Origin of the sequence: Pseudomonas sp. NFACC10-1 (assembly GCF_900119195.1) — a bacterium.
Classification (GTDB): Bacteria; Pseudomonadota; Gammaproteobacteria; order Pseudomonadales; family Pseudomonadaceae; genus Aquipseudomonas; species Aquipseudomonas cerasi.
The window spans coordinates 184,953-200,306 of the sequence record NZ_FPJB01000005.1 but is presented as its reverse complement, the minus strand read 5'-3'; the positions used below and the strand labels follow the sequence as shown (position 1 = coordinate 200,306).

The window sequence follows — 15,354 nt, the reverse complement described above, 5'->3', positions numbered from 1 at the left end:
GCATGGCCAAAAAGCTTTATATCGAAACCCACGGTTGCCAGATGAACGAGTACGACAGCTCGCGCATGGTCGACCTGCTGGGCGAACATCAGGCCCTGGAAGTCACCGCTCGCGCGGAAGACGCCGACGTGATCCTGCTCAATACCTGCTCGATTCGTGAACGCGCCCAGGACCGGGTGTATTCCCAGCTCGGCCGCTGGCGTGAGCTGAAGCTGGCCAATCCGGAAATGGTTATCGCTGTCGGCGGCTGCGTGGCCAGCCAGGAAGGCGCAGCCATTCGTGATCGCGCGCCCTATGTGGACGTGGTGTTCGGCCCGCAGACCCTGCACCGCCTGCCGGAAATGATCGACGCCGCACGCGTGACCCGCTTGCCGCAGGTCGATGTCTCGTTCCCGGAAATCGAAAAATTCGACCACTTGCCCGAGCCGCGCGTCGATGGCCCGAGCGCTTATGTGTCGGTGATGGAAGGCTGCAGCAAATACTGCACGTTCTGCGTGGTGCCCTACACCCGTGGCGAGGAAGTCAGTCGCCCATTCGACGATGTGCTGAGCGAAGTCATCCACCTGGCCGAAAACGGCGTGCGTGAAGTCACCCTGCTGGGGCAGAACGTCAACGGTTATCGCGGCACCACCCACGACGGCCGCGTCGCAGACCTGGCGGACCTGATCCGCGTGGTCGCCGCCGTCGATGGCATCGACCGAATTCGCTACACCACCTCGCACCCGCTGGAGTTTTCCGACAGCCTGATCCAGGCCCACGCGGAAGTGCCGGAACTGGTCAAACACCTGCATTTGCCTGTGCAGTCGGGCTCCGACCGTATTCTGGCGGCGATGAAGCGCAACCACACCACGCTGGAATACAAGTCGCGTTTGCGCAAGCTCAGGGCCGCAGTGCCGGGCATCAGTATCAGTTCCGACTTCATCGTCGGCTTCCCCGGCGAGACCGAAAAGGATTTCGACAACACCATGAAGCTGATCGAGGACGTGGGTTTCGACTTCTCGTTCTCGTTCGTCTACAGCCCGCGCCCGGGCACGCCCGCCGCGGACCTCAAGGACGATACGCCCGAAGCCCTGAAGAAAGAGCGCCTGGCAGCGCTGCAACATCGTCTGAACCAGCAGGGTTTCGAGATCAGCCGGCAGATGGTGGGCAGCATCCAGCGCATTCTGGTGACCGACTACTCGAAGAAAGACCCAGGCGAACTGCAGGGCCGCACCGAGAACAACCGGATCGTCAATTTTCGCTGCGACAACCCCAAATTGATCGGGCAGTTTGCCGATGTACACATCGATGATGCGCAGCCTCACTCGTTGCGCGGCTCGCTGCTACAGTAAAGCTTGAGTGTCGCCGCAGAAACGAATCGCCGAATGAATTCGTTTCTGCGCGGTCCCTACCATTGAGCACGGTGAATCCCTGGCGCGGCCTTTAACAAGGCAACGCTTTCGCACAATCAGCGCTAGGGGTATTCTTCAATACATCTCAATTGCCGCCGGACGGCCATTAAACGACCTTGAACGCACCCATAGAACCTCATCGCTTCACCCTCGAGCCTTTCGAGGCCCATCGTTTCGCCAACTTGTGCGGGCAACTCGACGAGCACTTGCGCCTGATCGAGCAACGCCTGGACATCGAGATCCGCAATCGCGGCAATCAATTCGAGCTGATTGGCGAAGCCAAACAAAATCATTCCGCCGAGAACCTTCTGCGCCGTCTGTACCGGGAAACCAAAGGTACCGAACTGACGCCGGACATGGTCCACCTGTTCCTTCAGGAATCGGGTGTGGACGGCCTCGACAATCACCCTGCCGCCGAAGTCGGCGTCTCGCTGCGCACCAAAAAGGGCATGATTCGCCCGCGCGGCCTGAACCAGCAGCGTTACGTCAAGGAAGTCCTCAGCAACGACATCAACTTCGGCATCGGCCCGGCGGGTACCGGCAAGACCTACCTGGCGGTGGCCTGCGCGGTGGATGCACTGGAGCGCGAGCAGATCCGACGCATCCTGCTGGTGCGCCCGGCGGTCGAGGCTGGCGAGAAGCTGGGCTTCCTGCCCGGCGATCTGGCACAGAAGATCGACCCGTACCTGCGCCCGCTGTACGACGCGCTGTACGAGATGCTCGGTTTCGAATACGTCGCCAAGCTGATCGAGAAGCAGGTCATTGAAGTGGCACCGCTGGCTTACATGCGCGGACGCACCCTTAATAACAGCTTCATCATTCTCGACGAAAGTCAGAACACCACCGTCGAGCAGATGAAGATGTTCCTGACCCGTATCGGCTTCGGCTCCACGGCCGTGATCACCGGCGACATCACCCAGGTCGACCTGCCGAAGGGCACTCGCTCCGGGCTGACGCACGTCATCGATGTGCTCAAGGACGTGCCGGGCATCAGTTTCACGCATTTCAAACCCAAGGATGTGGTTCGCCACCCGCTGGTTCAGCGCATCGTCGAAGCCTACGAGCGTTTCGACGACCGCCTCAGCGATGGTCCGTCGGGCAACAACAGTTACCCACGGGACAACCACCGCGATGCTTGAGCTGGACCTGCAGATTGCAAGCGAGACAAGTGCCCCTGACGAAGCCCGATTCCGCCTCTGGTGTGAAATGGGCCTGCGTCAGCGCAGTGCCGACTCAGAGCTGACCATCCGCCTGGTTGACGAAACCGAAGGGCGTGAGCTCAATCACACCTGGCGACACAAAAATTACGCAACAAACGTGCTTTCATTCCCGGCAGACGTTCCAGACGACATGCTGGACATCCCGTTGCTGGGTGATCTGGTTATCTGCGTTCCGGTCGTCAACCGTGAAGCCGTTGAACAGGGCAAGTCCGTCGACGCGCACTGGGCGCACATGGTCATTCATGGCTGCCTTCATCTGCTGGGTTACGACCACATCGATGATGAAGAAGCCGAAGAAATGGAAGCACTGGAACGAACGTTGCTTGAGGAGCTGGGCTATCCCGATCCCTACGCCGACGACGAAAGTGCCGACCATCCACATTCAGACACACCAAGCAAGGACCACGAGTAAGGGCTATGAGCGAAGACCGATCGAGCAACGGGCAAAAGTCATGGTTGGGTAAACTGACCCAGGCCTTTGTCCATGAGCCGAAAAACCGCCAGGAGCTGCTTGAGCTGCTGCGCGAAGCCCACCAGAACAAACTGCTGGACAGCGAAGCGCTGGCCATCGTCGAGGGCGCCATTCAAGTGGCTGACCTGCAAGTGCGCGACATCATGGTGCCGCGCTCGCAGATGATCAGCATCAAGGCGACCCAGACACCCCGGGAATTTCTGCCTGCGGTCATCGATGCTGCGCACTCGCGCTATCCGGTGATCGGCGAAAGCCACGATGATGTGCTCGGTGTGCTGCTGGCCAAGGATCTGCTGCCGCTGATCCTCAAGGCCGACGGTGACAGCGATGACGTCAAGAAGCTGCTGCGTCCGGCCACTTTCGTGCCCGAATCCAAGCGTCTCAACGTGCTGTTGCGCGAATTTCGCGCCAACCACAACCACATGGCCATCGTCATTGACGAATACGGCGGCGTGGCGGGCCTGGTAACCATCGAAGACGTACTGGAACAGATCGTCGGCGATATCGAAGACGAGCATGACGTCGAGGAAGACAGCTACATCAAACCGCTGCCCAGCGGCGACTTCCTGGTCAAGGCCCTTACGCCGGTCGAGAATTTCAACGAATTCTTCGACAGTACCTTTTCGGACGACGAGTTCGACACCGTGGGCGGCCTGGTGATGAATGCCTTCGGCCATCTGCCCAAGCGCAACGAAATCACTGAAATCGGTGCCTATCGTTTCCGCATCCTGAGCGCTGACAGCCGCCGCATTCATTTGCTGCGCGTGACGCCCATTTCACGTCCGTAAACACTTGATGCTGCTTTAAGGAATCTACATGCGCTGGATAACCCGCCCCGGCTGGCCCGGTAACCTGCTGGCCCTGGCGGCTGGCGGGCTCACGACCCTGGCCCTGGCGCCCTTTGACCTCTGGCCTCTTGTGCTGGTCGCAGTGGCGATGTTCTATCTGGGCCTGCGCGACCTGAACCCGCGCCAGGCACTGGCCCGTGGCTGGTGCTATGGCTTCGGTCTGTACGGCGCCGGCACCAGCTGGATCTACGTCAGCATTCACACCTACGGCGGCGCTTCCGTGCTATTGGCCGGGCTGTTGATGCTGTTGTTCATCGCCGCCATTGCCCTGTTCTTCGCCCTGCCCGCCTGGGTCTGGGCGCGCTGGCTGCGTCGCAATGAAGCACCGCTGGCCGATGCGCTGGCCTTCGCAGCGCTATGGCTATGGCAGGAAGCGTTTCGCGGCTGGTTTCTCACTGGTTTCCCGTGGCTCTACTCCGGCTACAGTCAGCTCGACGGCCCACTGGCCGGGCTTGCCCCCGTCGGCGGCGTATGGCTGATTTCGTTCTCGCTGGCGCTGACTGCTGCACTGTTGTGCAACCTGCACCGCCTGCGTGCACGCAAATCGTTTCTGGCCATGGGCGTGGTGCTGTTGCTGGCCCCGTGGGTGACAGGCCTGGCCCTCAAGGGTCACGCCTGGACATCGCCGTCCGGCGCGCCACTGAAAGTCGCGGCGATGCAGGGCAACGTCGAACAAAGCATGAAGTGGGACCCGCAAAAGCTTAACGATCAGCTGGCGCTGTACCGCGACATGACCTTCCGCTCGCAGCAGGCAGACCTGATCGTCTGGCCGGAAACCGCCGTGCCGGTGCTCAAGGAAAGCGCAGAAGGCTATCTGTCGATGATGGGCAAGTTCGCTTCGGACCGCGGCGCTGCGCTGATCACCGGCGTACCGGTGCGTGAACCGACCGGGCGCGGTGAGTATCGTTATTACAACGGCATCACGGTCACGGGCCAGGGTGACGGCACCTACTACAAGCAGAAGCTGGTGCCGTTCGGTGAGTACGTGCCGCTGCAGGACCTGCTGCGCGGGCTGATTTCCTTCTTCGACCTGCCAATGTCGGACTTCGCGCGCGGGCCGAACGATCAGGCGTTATTGCAGGCCAAGGGTTATCACATCGCGCCGTTCATCTGCTACGAAGTGGTCTATCCAGAGTTCGCCGCAGGCCTGTCGGCGCAAAGCGACCTGCTGCTGACGGTCAGCAACGACACCTGGTTCGGCACCTCGATCGGCCCTCTGCAACACTTGCAGATGGCCCAGATGCGCGCCCTTGAAGCAGGCCGCTGGATGATCCGGGCAACCAACAATGGCGTGACCGCGCTGATCGACCCGTTTGGCAAGATCACCGAGCAGATTCCGCAGTTCGAACGCGGCGTGCTGTACGGCGAAGTGGTGCCCATGCATGAACTCACGCCTTATCTGCACTGGCGCTCGTGGCCGCTGGCGATTGTCTGCCTGCTGCTGTTTGGCTGGGCGTTGATGGCGGCACGGATTTCCAAGACCGTCTGACTGCACCAAGCCGGTTTCATCTGCCTGCAGGTGGAATCGGCTTCAGATGGCCATTGCTTCAAATGATCATTGCCCCTTCCGATAGATCCACGGATAAACCAGCAAGCCTGCGGCTTCATTGAGCAGCATCCCGCTCTGCGTGAACACGCGACTTTCAGGCAGCCAGCCGCCAAAAGGCCGAGCGTTGTCGACACCCAGATAGCCGACCGGCGCACTCACCACAGTAAAGCCCGCCTGCTCGAAGCTCCAGCGTGCCCGCGGCATGTGCCAGGCCTGAGTCACCAGCACCACGCGCTTGATGCCTTGCGGCTGCAGAACTGCGGCGCTCATGGTCGCGTTTTCCCACGTGGTGCGACTCAGCCCCTCCTGCCAGCGCACCGTCACAGCAAAATCGTCCTGCAGTGACTGCGCCATGATCGCCGCCTCGCTGGGCGGCTGGTCAAAATGCAGGCCGCCGGAGGTCAATATCGGCAGTCCGGATTCTTTCGCCAATCGAGCCGCCAGACGCAGGCGCTCCAGTCCAAGACCGGTGGGCGTGTCTGCACCCCAGGTCGGCGAATTGCGCTCGCGCCCATTGCCCAGCACCACAATGGCGTCGGCCTGCTGCGCCAGCGTCGCCCATTGCTGTTGCGGCAAGGGCGGGATCTGCTCAAGTTTACGCGCTGCGAACTCTACGGCGACCGGCAGGCTCATCAGCCACAACCCGCCGAGGCCGACCGCAAAGGATACCGTCGCCAGTCGTGGCCGGGAGCGACGCAGCCACCAGCCAAGAATCAGCAGGACAAACAGAATACCGGGCGGCAAAAGAAGGGTTTTGAGCAGGTAGCGCAAGGGCATCGGGACATCTCCATGAGTGCCCGCAGCCTAGAATGTTTACAGACACGCGACAATGCCAGAAGCAGGAAGCCCGAAATGGCCAGGCCCTTGGCCCGCGTGCAGGCAGGCAATGCCTAAGTGTTACGGCCCAGCCGCACTGACGCCCTGGCTCGTCGCCGATCTTTCAGCCACACGATGGTGGCTGACGCACGGGGCGACCTGCCATGCTCCGCAGCCGCCAGAGCGCTGCCCGCAGGCATGTCGACGACAACTGCGCCTGCGTCCCCGTTGCCCTTTTCGAGATAGGCTTCGATCAACCGGAACTCGGCATGGCTCAACCCCTTGAGCTCAAGCTCGGCAGGCGACTCGTTTCGGAGCCGGACCGAGGTACTCGCCGTCTCGAGTGCCAGTCCGAGACGATCGATCAGACGCTCATACAGCCTGGTCAGGCTTGCAACATGCTGCAACTCTGTCATCCACTCACCTCATCGAAGATAATCATCACCCTCGCGTTTGAGCTTAGCGCTGCTGCAAGAACCGGTAGGGGACTACGACCAACGGCCAGATGAGGTTGCCGGCCGGGCGTTGAGCCCGCAAGGGACGCAATCAGGGTTTCCCTCGATAGACGGCCCTCATGTATGCTACTGCGCTTCCTGTAATTCCACTTCCGCGCTCTTGAGCCTGAACGCACCGCACAGACAGTTGCAAATGTCCGCCACGCGGTGCCGACCTGACTCGGCGAAGCAATGAAGAGGTCAAGGGTCACTAATCCTTAGTAAAAAGTAGCCATGCACGAACTCTATCAGCCCCGTGAAATCGAAGCCGCCGCCCAAACGTTCTGGGATGAGCAAAAGTCTTTTGAAGTCAGTGAACAGCCAGGCAAGGACACCTTCTACTGCCTGTCGATGTTTCCTTACCCGAGCGGCAAGCTGCACATGGGTCATGTGCGCAACTACACCATTGGTGACGTGATCTCCCGCTACCAGCGCATGCTGGGCAAGAATGTTCTGCAACCACTGGGCTGGGACGCTTTCGGCATGCCGGCTGAAAACGCCGCCATCGACAACAACGTCGCGCCGGCCAAGTGGACCTACGAAAACATCGATTACATGAAGACCCAGCTCAAGAGCCTGGGTCTGGCGGTTGACTGGTCGCGCGAAGTCACCACCTGCAAGCCTGATTACTACCGCTGGGAACAATGGCTGTTCACTCGCCTGTTCGAAAAGGGTGTGATCTACCGCAAGAACGGCACCGTGAACTGGGACCCGATCGACCAGACCGTACTGGCCAACGAGCAGGTCATCGACGGCCGCGGCTGGCGTTCCGGCGCGCTGATCGAAAAGCGCGAAATCCCGATGTACTATTTCAAGATCACCGCGTACGCCGATGAGCTGCTGGAAAGCCTCGACGAACTGCCGGGCTGGCCTGAACAGGTCAAGACCATGCAGCGCAACTGGATCGGCCGTTCGCGCGGCATGGAAGTGCAGTTTCCGTACGACCAGGCCTCGATCGGCGAAGCCGGTGCCCTGAAAGTCTTCACCACCCGCCCTGACACCCTGATGGGTGCGACCTACGTCGCAGTGGCGGCCGAACACCCGCTGGCAACCCTGGCCGCGCAAGGCAACCCAGCCCTGCAGGCGTTCATCGATGAATGCAAGGGTGGCAGCGTTGCCGAAGCCGACGTTGCCACGCAGGAAAAGAAAGGCCAGGCGACTTCGTTGTTCGTCGAGCATCCACTGACTGGCGAGAAACTGCCGGTGTGGGTCGCCAACTACGTGCTGATGCACTACGGCGATGGCGCGGTCATGGCTGTACCGGCGCACGACGAGCGTGATTTCGAGTTTGCCACCCAGTACGGTCTGCCGATCAAGCCCGTGGTCCGCACCAGCGCCGGCGACGAAACACCTGCCCCATGGCAGCCGGCCTACGGCGAGCATGGCGAGCTGATCAATTCCGGCGAATTCACCGGCCTGACCTTCCAGGACGCGTTCGACGCCATTGAAGCCGCACTGGTCAAGAAATCCCTGGGCCAGTCCCGTACCCAGTTCCGCCTGCGCGACTGGGGTATCAGCCGCCAGCGTTACTGGGGCTGCCCGATTCCTATCGTGCATTGCGACACCTGCGGCGACGTGCCGGTCCCGGAAGACCAGTTGCCGGTTGTCCTGCCGGAAGACGTCGTGCCCGACGGCGCTGGCTCGCCACTGGCACGCATGCCCGAGTTCTACGAGTGCAGCTGCCCGAAATGCGGCGCACCGGCCAAGCGTGAAACCGACACCATGGACACCTTCGTCGAGTCCTCGTGGTACTACGCACGCTATGCCTCACCTCATTACGAGGGTGGTCTGGTCGAGCCGAACGCTGCCAACCACTGGCTGCCGGTGGATCAGTACATCGGTGGTATCGAACACGCGATTCTGCACCTGCTCTATGCGCGCTTCTTCCACAAGCTGATGCGCGACGAAGGCCTGGTGACCTCGAACGAACCGTTCAAGAACCTGCTCACCCAGGGCATGGTCAACGCCGAAACCTACTTCCGCATGGAAACCAGCGGCAAGAAGATCTGGATCAACCCGGCCGATGTGACCCTCGAAAGAGACGCCAAGGCCAAGGTGATCAGCGCCACATTGACCAGCGATGGCCTGCCGGTGGAAATCGGCGGCACTGAAAAGATGTCGAAGTCGAAGAAAAACGGCATCGACCCGCAGACCATGATCGACCAGTACGGCGCCGACACCTGCCGCCTGTTCATGATGTTCGCCTCCCCGCCCGACATGAGCCTGGAATGGTCCGACTCGGGCGTCGAAGGTTCGCATCGTTTCCTGCGTCGCGTATGGCGTCTGGCCCAGGCGCATGTGGCTCAAGGCCCGTCGACCGGCCTGGACGTTGCGGCATTGTCCGATGAGCAGAAAGCCATCCGCCGCGCGATTCATCAGGCGATCAAACAGGCGAGCCAGGATATTGGCCAGAACCAGAAATTCAACACCGCTGTCGCGCAAGTGATGACGCTGATGAACGTGCTGGAAAAAGCCCCGCAGGACACACCGCAGGATCGCGCACTGATGCAGGAAGGCGTGGAAACCGTCGCCCTGCTGCTGGCGCCTATCACGCCACACATCAGTCACGAACTGTGGAAGCAACTGGGCCACAATGAGCCAGTGATCGACGCGGGCTGGCCTGCATTCGATGCAAACGCACTGGTGCAGGACAGTCTGCAACTGGTGATTCAGGTCAACGGCAAGCTGCGCGGTCACATCGAGATGCCTGCCAGCGCCAGCCGCGAAGAAGTCGAAGCGGCCGCACGCGTCAACGAGAACGTATTGCGCTTCACTGATGGCCTGACCATTCGCAAGGTGATCGTCGTGCCTGGCAAGCTGGTCAACATCGTCGCAAGCTGATTGGATCGGGCGCCCGGCAAACGCAGGGCGCCGAACATATTTCCAGGGCACGCACTGGCGGCCCAAACGGATTCAAGGGGAGCATCAAGATGATCAAACGCAATTTGCTGGTGATGGGCCTGGCTGTTCTGTTGAGTGCCTGTGGCTTCCATCTGCGTGGCACCGGCACCACCGAGCTGGCGATCAAGGAGCTGGATGTCAGCGCCCGCAACGCCTACGGCGACACCGTGACGCAACTCACTCGCCTGCTGACCAGCTCTGGCGTCAAGGTCTACACGGGCGCGCCTTACAAGCTGATGCTGACCAACGAAGCCGAGACTCAACGGGTCATCAGCTACTCGGGCTCGGGTCGCTCGGCTGAATACCAGCTGACCACCACCCTGACCTATGAAGTGCATGGCGACAAGGATCGCTTCCTGCTTGGCGATAAAGTCACCGCAGACCGTTCCTACGTACACGACGGCAACAACCTGACCGGTTCCGACCAGGAAGCCTCTCAGGTTCGTCAGGAAATGCGCAACGACCTGATCCAGAAACTGATGGCTCGCTTGCAGCAACTGACCCCTTCGCGTCTGGACGAGCTGCAGGCCAAGGCTGATGCGGTTGCCAAGGCCGAAGCCGACGCACTCGAGGCTGCTCAGCGAATCCGCGACGAGACGCCTCAGCAGTCGCCTGTCGAAGTTCCAGCCAGATAAGTGTTCGGGGCCGGCTTTCCGGCCCCGACGCTCTGACGCATGAAACTCGCCCCCGCCCAACTCGGCAAGCACTTGCAAGGCACACTTGCGCCCGTCTATGTGATCAGCGGTGACGATCCGCTGCTCTGTCAGGAAGCGGCTGACGCCATTCGCGCGGCCGCACGCCAGCAGGGCTTCGATGAGCGCCAGGTGTTCAGCGCCGACGCCAGCTTCGACTGGGGCACATTGCTCCAGGCGGGTGCCAGCATGTCGCTGTTTGCCGAACGCCGTCTCCTGGAGTTGCGTCTGCCCTCCGGCAAGCCCGGCGACAAGGGTGCTGCGGCGCTCATGGAATATTGCGCCAGACCTGCCGAAGACACCCTTCTGCTGATCAGCCTGCCCAAGCTCGATGGCAGTGCGCAGAAAACCAAATGGGGCAAGGCTCTGGTTGAGGGTGCGCAAACCCAGTTCGTGCAAATCTGGCCGGTGGACATCGGCCAACTGCCGCAATGGATTCGCCAGCGCCTGTCGCAGGCGGGTCTGGCAGCGACTCAGGACGCTGTCGAACTGATCGCGGCCCGGGTCGAAGGCAACCTGCTGGCCGCCGCGCAGGAAATCGAAAAGCTCAAGCTGATGGCCGAAGAAGGCCAGATCACCGTCGAGACTGTGCAGGCGGCGGTAGCCGACAGTGCACGCTTCGACGTATTTGGCCTGACCGATGCCGTGCTCAATGGCGAAGCTGCCCATGCCCTGCGCATGCTCGAAGGCCTGCGTGGCGAAGGGGTCGAGACGCCGGTGATTCTCTGGGCATTGACCCGCGAACTGCGCGCCCTGGCCAATATGTCGCAACAGTTCAGTCAGGGCGTGCCGCTGGACAAGGTCTTCAGCTCGGCACGCCCGCCGATCTGGGACAAGCGCAAGCCACTGATGAGCAAAGCCCTGCAACGCCACTCGGCAAAACGCTGGAGCCAGTTGCTCATGGATGCGCAACGCATCGATGCGCAGATCAAAGGCCAGGCAGCAGGCTCGCCCTGGAGCAGCCTGAGCAGGCTGGCGCTGCTGATGGCGGGGCAACGGCTGGCACTGCCTGCGGAGTAGGCAGATGTTGTCGACTCTCGTTCCCACGCTCTGCGTCCTCTTTTGACGTGGAGCGTCACTAACTGCATGCCGACGCAGAGCATCGGCACGATAATCAAGCGATGGTTCTATTCATGCCCCTTCGCGAGCAAGCTCGCTCCCACAGGTCTACAGTCACTCGGCCAATCACGTGCTCAGCGTCATAGCACACGACTATTAGACACACGCGCCGTTCTGCCCGATGATTTGCATCGCTTTACAACACCCATCAGGAGCACCCGCCATGAGCAAGCCAAAGCGGCCGAACAAGGCCAAATCCATCATCGCCCAGCCCTTGTTCCGCAGTCGTCAGGAACAACCCGCCAAGGGCAAAGGCAGCTACCGCCGCGAAGCCTTCCAGTCTAAAAGCTGGGAGGCTTCCTGCTTTATGGCAGCCTGATATCGAGCAACATTTCCGGGGCGCTTTCAACCGCTTAGCCGTGTTATGGTCTGCACCTAACGGTAATACCCTTGGACTCAAGCATGCCTTCTCGTTTTACCCATCGCCCGCAGCTGCGCCAACTCATCGCTGCCTCCAGTCTTGTTGCCCTGGTAGCCTGCGCAGAAAAACCCACTGCAGCCGATGCCACGCCTCTTCAATCCAGCAAGGTGCAGACAAACGCTCCTGCCGTGGCGCCTACGCCAGCGCTGGTCGTTGATGACAACCTCACGATTCAGCCCGCCGTCAGCTTCAGCGAATGGCAGGCCGGCTTTCGTGCCCAGGCGTTGAAGGCAGGTATCCGTGCGGACGTATTCGATCTGGCATTTGCCGGCGTCACCCCCGACATGAGCGTGGTCAAGGCCGACCGCAGTCAGCCTGAATTCAGCCGCCCGGTCTGGGAATACCTCGACGGTGCCATCTCTGCCGTACGTGTGCGCAAGGGTCAGGCGCTGCTTTCGCAGTATGCCGACGACCTGCAGAAGATCGAGCAGCAGTACGGCGTGGATCGTCAGGCGCTGGTCGCGGTATGGGGCATGGAAAGTAACTTCGGCTCGTTCCAGGGCACGCAATCCGTCATTCGCTCACTGGCAACACTGGCCTACGAAGGCCGTCGTCCCGGCTTTGCACAGAGCCAATTGCTGGCCGCGCTGGAAATCATCCAGCATGGCGACATCACACCGGACAAGATGCTGGGTTCGTGGGCCGGTGCGATGGGCCAGACCCAGTTCATCCCGACCACCTACAACACCCATGCCGTGGATTTTGACGGCGATGGCCGTCGCGATATCTGGAACACCCCTGCCGATGCCCTGGCCTCCACCGCACACTACCTGCAAAGCTCCGGCTGGCAGCGTGGTCAGCCCTGGGGCTTTGAAGTGGTGCTCGGCTCGGGATTCGATTACTCGCTGGCCGACTCGACGACCCGCAAGAGTCTCGCTGAATGGCAGCAACTGGGCCTGAAACAACCGGACGGCTCAGCCATTCCGGTCGCCGCCAGTCAGCAGCAAGCCACCTTGTTGTTGCCAGCCGGTTATCGCGGGCCAGCCTTTCTGGTGCTGGACAACTTCCGCGCGATTCTCAAGTACAACAACTCGACCTCCTACGCGTTGGCGATCAGCCTGCTTTCCGATCGCTTCAAGGGCGCGGGTTATGTAGTGGGCAGCTGGCCACGCGGAGACCTGCCGCTGAGCCGCTCAGAGCGCATTGAGTTGCAAACCCTGCTCTCGGCACGCCAGTACGACGCAGGCGCGCCAGACGGCATTATCGGCGCTAACACACGCAAGGCTATCCGCAGTGCGCAGCAATCGTTCGGCTGGCCAGCCGATGGTTATCCGACACATGAGTTGCTGGAGAACCTGCGCAAGCCTGTCGGGCAGTAATCAGGAGGACGCGGAGCGTCCAGAACGGCATGCCCACGCGGAGCGTTGGCACGATAATCAACCGCAAACAAAAAGGGCCAGGTATCGCTACCTGGCCCTTCTTGTTTTTGCAGCGTGCTGTCAGAGCATTGCCTTGGCGATCTTGGCCTGCTCGTCGGCGTGGTACGAAGAGCGTACCAGTGGCCCGGACGCGACGTTCTTGAAGCCCATCTTGTAGCCTTCTTCGGCGAACCAGGCAAAGGTGTCCGGGTGGACAAAGCGCTGCACGGGCAAGTGATTGCGCGAAGGCTGCAGGTATTGGCCCAGAGTGAGCATGTCGATGTCGTGCTCACGCATGCGCTGCATGACCTCGATGACCTCTTCGTCAGTCTCGCCCAGCCCCAACATCAAACCGGACTTGGTCGGTACGTGCGGGACCATCTGCTTGAAGCGCTGCAGCAGGGTCAGCGACCACTGGTAGTCCGAACCCGGACGCGCAGCCTTGTACAGACGCGGCACGGTTTCCAGGTTGTGGTTGAACACATCCGGCGGCTCGGCGGCGGTGATTTCCAGCGCAACGTCCATCCGGCCACGGTAATCCGGCACCAGCGTTTCGAGCTGTACGCCCGGCGACAGCAGGCGGATTTCACGGATGCAGTCGGCGAAGTGCTGAGCGCCGCCGTCACGCAAGTCGTCACGGTCCACCGAGGTGATGACCACGTACTTCAGGCGCAGGTCGGCAATCGCGATGGCGAGGCTCTTCGGTTCGTTGACGTCGAGCGGCTTCGGACGGCCGTGGCCCACGTCACAGAACGGGCAGCGACGGGTGCAGATGTCGCCCATGATCATGAACGTTGCAGTGCCACCGGAGAAGCACTCGCCCAGGTTGGGGCAGGACGCCTCTTCACAGACGCTGTGCAGCTTGTGCTTGCGCAGCAATTGCTTGATGCGGTCGACTTCCGGAGAAACCGGGATGCGCACGCGAATCCAGTCGGGCTTCTTCGGCAGATCTACCGTCGGGATGATCTTGACCGGGATGCGCGCAACCTTTTCCGCTCCGCGAAGCTTGACGCCCGCTTCGACTTTCGGACGGGCCACTCGCTCGGAAACATCCAGCGTCGGGATCAGGGTTTGCACGGTGTCAGTCATAATGGTTTATTCCGCCCGTAAGGGTCGCCTGCTCAGCGTAGTCGAGGTGTTTGACGAGCTGCGCACGCAGTCGGGCACTTACCTCGGAAAATTCTATCTGCCCTGCCTGATCGCTCAGTTGGGTCATGGCCAGCCCCGCGTATCCGCAAGGGTTGATGCGACGGAACGGCTCAAGGTCCATGTCGACGTTCAACGCCAGGCCATGAAACGAACAGCCGTTGCGAATGCGTAGACCGAGTGACGCGACTTTCGCGCCATCAACGTATACGCCAGGGGCATCAGCCTTGGCTGCTGCCTTGACGCCGTAGTCGGCGAGCAAGGCGATGAGGGTGTTCTCGATCCGGGTGACCAGATCACGAACACCGAAACCAAGGCGCCTGACGTCCAGCATCAGATAAGCCACCAGTTGGCCCGGGCCATGATAAGTCACTTGGCCGCCACGATCGACCTGTACGACAGGAATATTACCCGGCAGCAGCAAATGCTCGGGCTTGCCGGACTGTCCCTGGGTGAAAACCGGCGGATGCTGGACCAGCCAGACTTCATCGGCAGCCTCGCGGCCACGCTCGTCGGTAAAGCGCTTCATGGCGTGCCAGGCGGTTTCGTAATCGATCAGGCCCAGATCACGAAAACCCAGCGTACCCGCCATCAGAGCACCATGTGCACGAAACCCGTAGCGCGCAAGGCACTATTGATATCGCGCAACTGGTCTTCGCCGGTAGCAACAATGTGCAATTGCACAGTGGTGTATTTGCCGTTGCTGCTCTGCCGCTCGGCGAGCGTCTTGAGGTCGACCGTGGCGTGCTTCTTAAGCACTTCCATCACGGCCGCCGTAAAGCCCACACTGGTGTCACCGATCACCTTGATCGGATAGTCATTGCAGGGAAATTCGATTTTGTGCGACTTGATGTCGGTATCGGTCATGGCAGTAAAGGTCTCACAAGCCGTGACGACGGACACGCGGCCCGCTCAGATCATGAGCAG

General features: G+C 60.9%; 15 protein-coding genes. 10 read left to right on the top strand and 5 right to left on the bottom strand.

Annotated features, from left to right (window positions below; all coding sequences use genetic code 11):
• The first annotated feature begins 2 nt into the window (after positions 1–2).
• The 5 genes from miaB (at position 3) to lnt (ending at position 5,420) form a co-directional block, all read left to right on the top strand.
• Complete coding sequence (gene miaB / locus BT119_RS16135) at positions 3–1,331, top strand: tRNA (N6-isopentenyl adenosine(37)-C2)-methylthiotransferase MiaB (protein ID WP_003368786.1); 1,329 nt, start codon at positions 3–5, stop codon at positions 1,329–1,331.
• 176 nt (positions 1,332–1,507) lie between these two features.
• The gene (locus BT119_RS16130; protein WP_058417072.1) at positions 1,508–2,530 is read left to right on the top strand and encodes a PhoH family protein; all 1,023 of its coding nucleotides are present in this window, start codon (positions 1,508–1,510) and stop codon (positions 2,528–2,530) included.
• Positions 2,523–3,023 carry an rRNA maturation RNase YbeY gene (ybeY, locus tag BT119_RS16125; RefSeq protein ID WP_003368789.1) on the top strand — a complete coding sequence of 167 codons (501 nt, stop codon included), beginning with the start codon at positions 2,523–2,525 and terminating at the stop codon, positions 3,021–3,023. The genes BT119_RS16130 and ybeY overlap by 8 nt, the downstream gene beginning before the upstream one ends.
• Positions 3,024–3,028: 5 nt before the next feature.
• Entirely contained in the window at positions 3,029–3,871 is an 843-nt protein-coding gene (locus tag BT119_RS16120) for an HlyC/CorC family transporter (RefSeq protein ID WP_003368790.1), read from the top strand.
• Positions 3,872–3,899: 28 nt separating this feature from the next.
• Positions 3,900–5,420, top strand: a complete 1,521-nt coding sequence (lnt, locus tag BT119_RS16115; protein ID WP_003368791.1) for an apolipoprotein N-acyltransferase — start codon at positions 3,900–3,902, stop codon at positions 5,418–5,420.
• Between the two features lie 66 nt (positions 5,421–5,486).
• Here lnt and BT119_RS16110 read toward each other — a convergent pair whose 3' ends face one another.
• Positions 5,487–6,257, bottom strand: coding sequence for a YdcF family protein (locus BT119_RS16110; RefSeq protein WP_003368792.1), 771 nt, complete (start codon positions 6,255–6,257; stop codon positions 5,487–5,489).
• 113 nt (positions 6,258–6,370) lie between these two features.
• Complete coding sequence (locus tag BT119_RS16105; protein ID WP_058417074.1) at positions 6,371–6,712, bottom strand: hypothetical protein; 342 nt, start codon at positions 6,710–6,712, stop codon at positions 6,371–6,373.
• Between the two features lie 312 nt (positions 6,713–7,024).
• On the opposite strand from BT119_RS16105, the gene leuS reads away from it, so the two are divergent.
• The 5 genes from leuS to BT119_RS16080 all read left to right on the top strand — a co-directional run bounded on the left by leuS (position 7,025) and on the right by BT119_RS16080 (position 13,242).
• Positions 7,025–9,631, top strand: a complete 2,607-nt coding sequence (gene leuS / locus BT119_RS16100; RefSeq protein ID WP_072366324.1) for a leucine--tRNA ligase — start codon at positions 7,025–7,027, stop codon at positions 9,629–9,631.
• An 89-nt stretch (positions 9,632–9,720) separates the two neighbouring features.
• Positions 9,721–10,326, top strand: a complete 606-nt coding sequence (gene lptE / locus BT119_RS16095) for an LPS-assembly lipoprotein LptE (RefSeq protein WP_003368795.1) — start codon at positions 9,721–9,723, stop codon at positions 10,324–10,326.
• A 39-nt stretch (positions 10,327–10,365) separates the two neighbouring features.
• Positions 10,366–11,403, top strand: a complete 1,038-nt coding sequence (gene holA / locus BT119_RS16090; RefSeq protein WP_003368796.1) for a DNA polymerase III subunit delta — start codon at positions 10,366–10,368, stop codon at positions 11,401–11,403.
• 262 nt (positions 11,404–11,665) lie between these two features.
• On the top strand, positions 11,666–11,821 hold the full coding sequence (arfA, locus tag BT119_RS16085) for an alternative ribosome rescue factor ArfA (protein WP_002555325.1): 156 nt from the start codon (positions 11,666–11,668) through the stop codon (positions 11,819–11,821).
• 83 nt (positions 11,822–11,904) lie between these two features.
• Positions 11,905–13,242, top strand: a complete 1,338-nt coding sequence (locus BT119_RS16080) for a lytic murein transglycosylase (protein WP_003368797.1) — start codon at positions 11,905–11,907, stop codon at positions 13,240–13,242.
• Positions 13,243–13,362: 120 nt separating this feature from the next.
• Here the strand turns inward: BT119_RS16080 and lipA are convergent, their stop codons facing one another.
• The 3 genes from lipA to BT119_RS16065 are packed head-to-tail and all read right to left on the bottom strand — an operon-like array spanning position 13,363 to position 15,294.
• Positions 13,363–14,370, bottom strand: coding sequence for a lipoyl synthase (gene lipA, locus BT119_RS16075; RefSeq protein ID WP_002555327.1), 1,008 nt, complete (start codon positions 14,368–14,370; stop codon positions 13,363–13,365).
• Entirely contained in the window at positions 14,363–15,019 is a 657-nt protein-coding gene (gene lipB, locus BT119_RS16070; protein WP_003368798.1) for a lipoyl(octanoyl) transferase LipB, read from the bottom strand. The genes lipA and lipB overlap by 8 nt, the downstream gene beginning before the upstream one ends.
• Complete coding sequence (locus BT119_RS16065; RefSeq protein ID WP_003368799.1) at positions 15,019–15,294, bottom strand: DUF493 domain-containing protein; 276 nt, start codon at positions 15,292–15,294, stop codon at positions 15,019–15,021. The genes lipB and BT119_RS16065 overlap by 1 nt, the downstream gene beginning before the upstream one ends.
• Between the last annotated feature and the right edge of the window lie 60 nt (positions 15,295–15,354).

Coding starts and splice junctions, on each gene's coding strand:
- miaB (WP_003368786.1), top strand. CDS start 3: ATGGCCAAAAAGCTTTATATCGAAACCCACGGTTGCCAGATGAACGAG.
- ybeY (WP_003368789.1), top strand. CDS start 2,523: ATGCTTGAGCTGGACCTGCAGATTGCAAGCGAGACAAGTGCCCCTGAC.
- BT119_RS16120 (WP_003368790.1), top strand. CDS start 3,029: ATGAGCGAAGACCGATCGAGCAACGGGCAAAAGTCATGGTTGGGTAAA.
- lnt (WP_003368791.1), top strand. CDS start 3,900: ATGCGCTGGATAACCCGCCCCGGCTGGCCCGGTAACCTGCTGGCCCTG.
- BT119_RS16110 (WP_003368792.1), bottom strand. CDS start 6,257: ATGCCCTTGCGCTACCTGCTCAAAACCCTTCTTTTGCCGCCCGGTATT.
- BT119_RS16105 (WP_058417074.1), bottom strand. CDS start 6,712: ATGACAGAGTTGCAGCATGTTGCAAGCCTGACCAGGCTGTATGAGCGT.
- leuS (WP_072366324.1), top strand. CDS start 7,025: ATGCACGAACTCTATCAGCCCCGTGAAATCGAAGCCGCCGCCCAAACG.
- lptE (WP_003368795.1), top strand. CDS start 9,721: ATGATCAAACGCAATTTGCTGGTGATGGGCCTGGCTGTTCTGTTGAGT.
- holA (WP_003368796.1), top strand. CDS start 10,366: ATGAAACTCGCCCCCGCCCAACTCGGCAAGCACTTGCAAGGCACACTT.
- arfA (WP_002555325.1), top strand. CDS start 11,666: ATGAGCAAGCCAAAGCGGCCGAACAAGGCCAAATCCATCATCGCCCAG.
- BT119_RS16080 (WP_003368797.1), top strand. CDS start 11,905: ATGCCTTCTCGTTTTACCCATCGCCCGCAGCTGCGCCAACTCATCGCT.
- lipA (WP_002555327.1), bottom strand. CDS start 14,370: ATGACTGACACCGTGCAAACCCTGATCCCGACGCTGGATGTTTCCGAG.
- lipB (WP_003368798.1), bottom strand. CDS start 15,019: ATGGCGGGTACGCTGGGTTTTCGTGATCTGGGCCTGATCGATTACGAA.
- BT119_RS16065 (WP_003368799.1), bottom strand. CDS start 15,294: ATGACCGATACCGACATCAAGTCGCACAAAATCGAATTTCCCTGCAAT.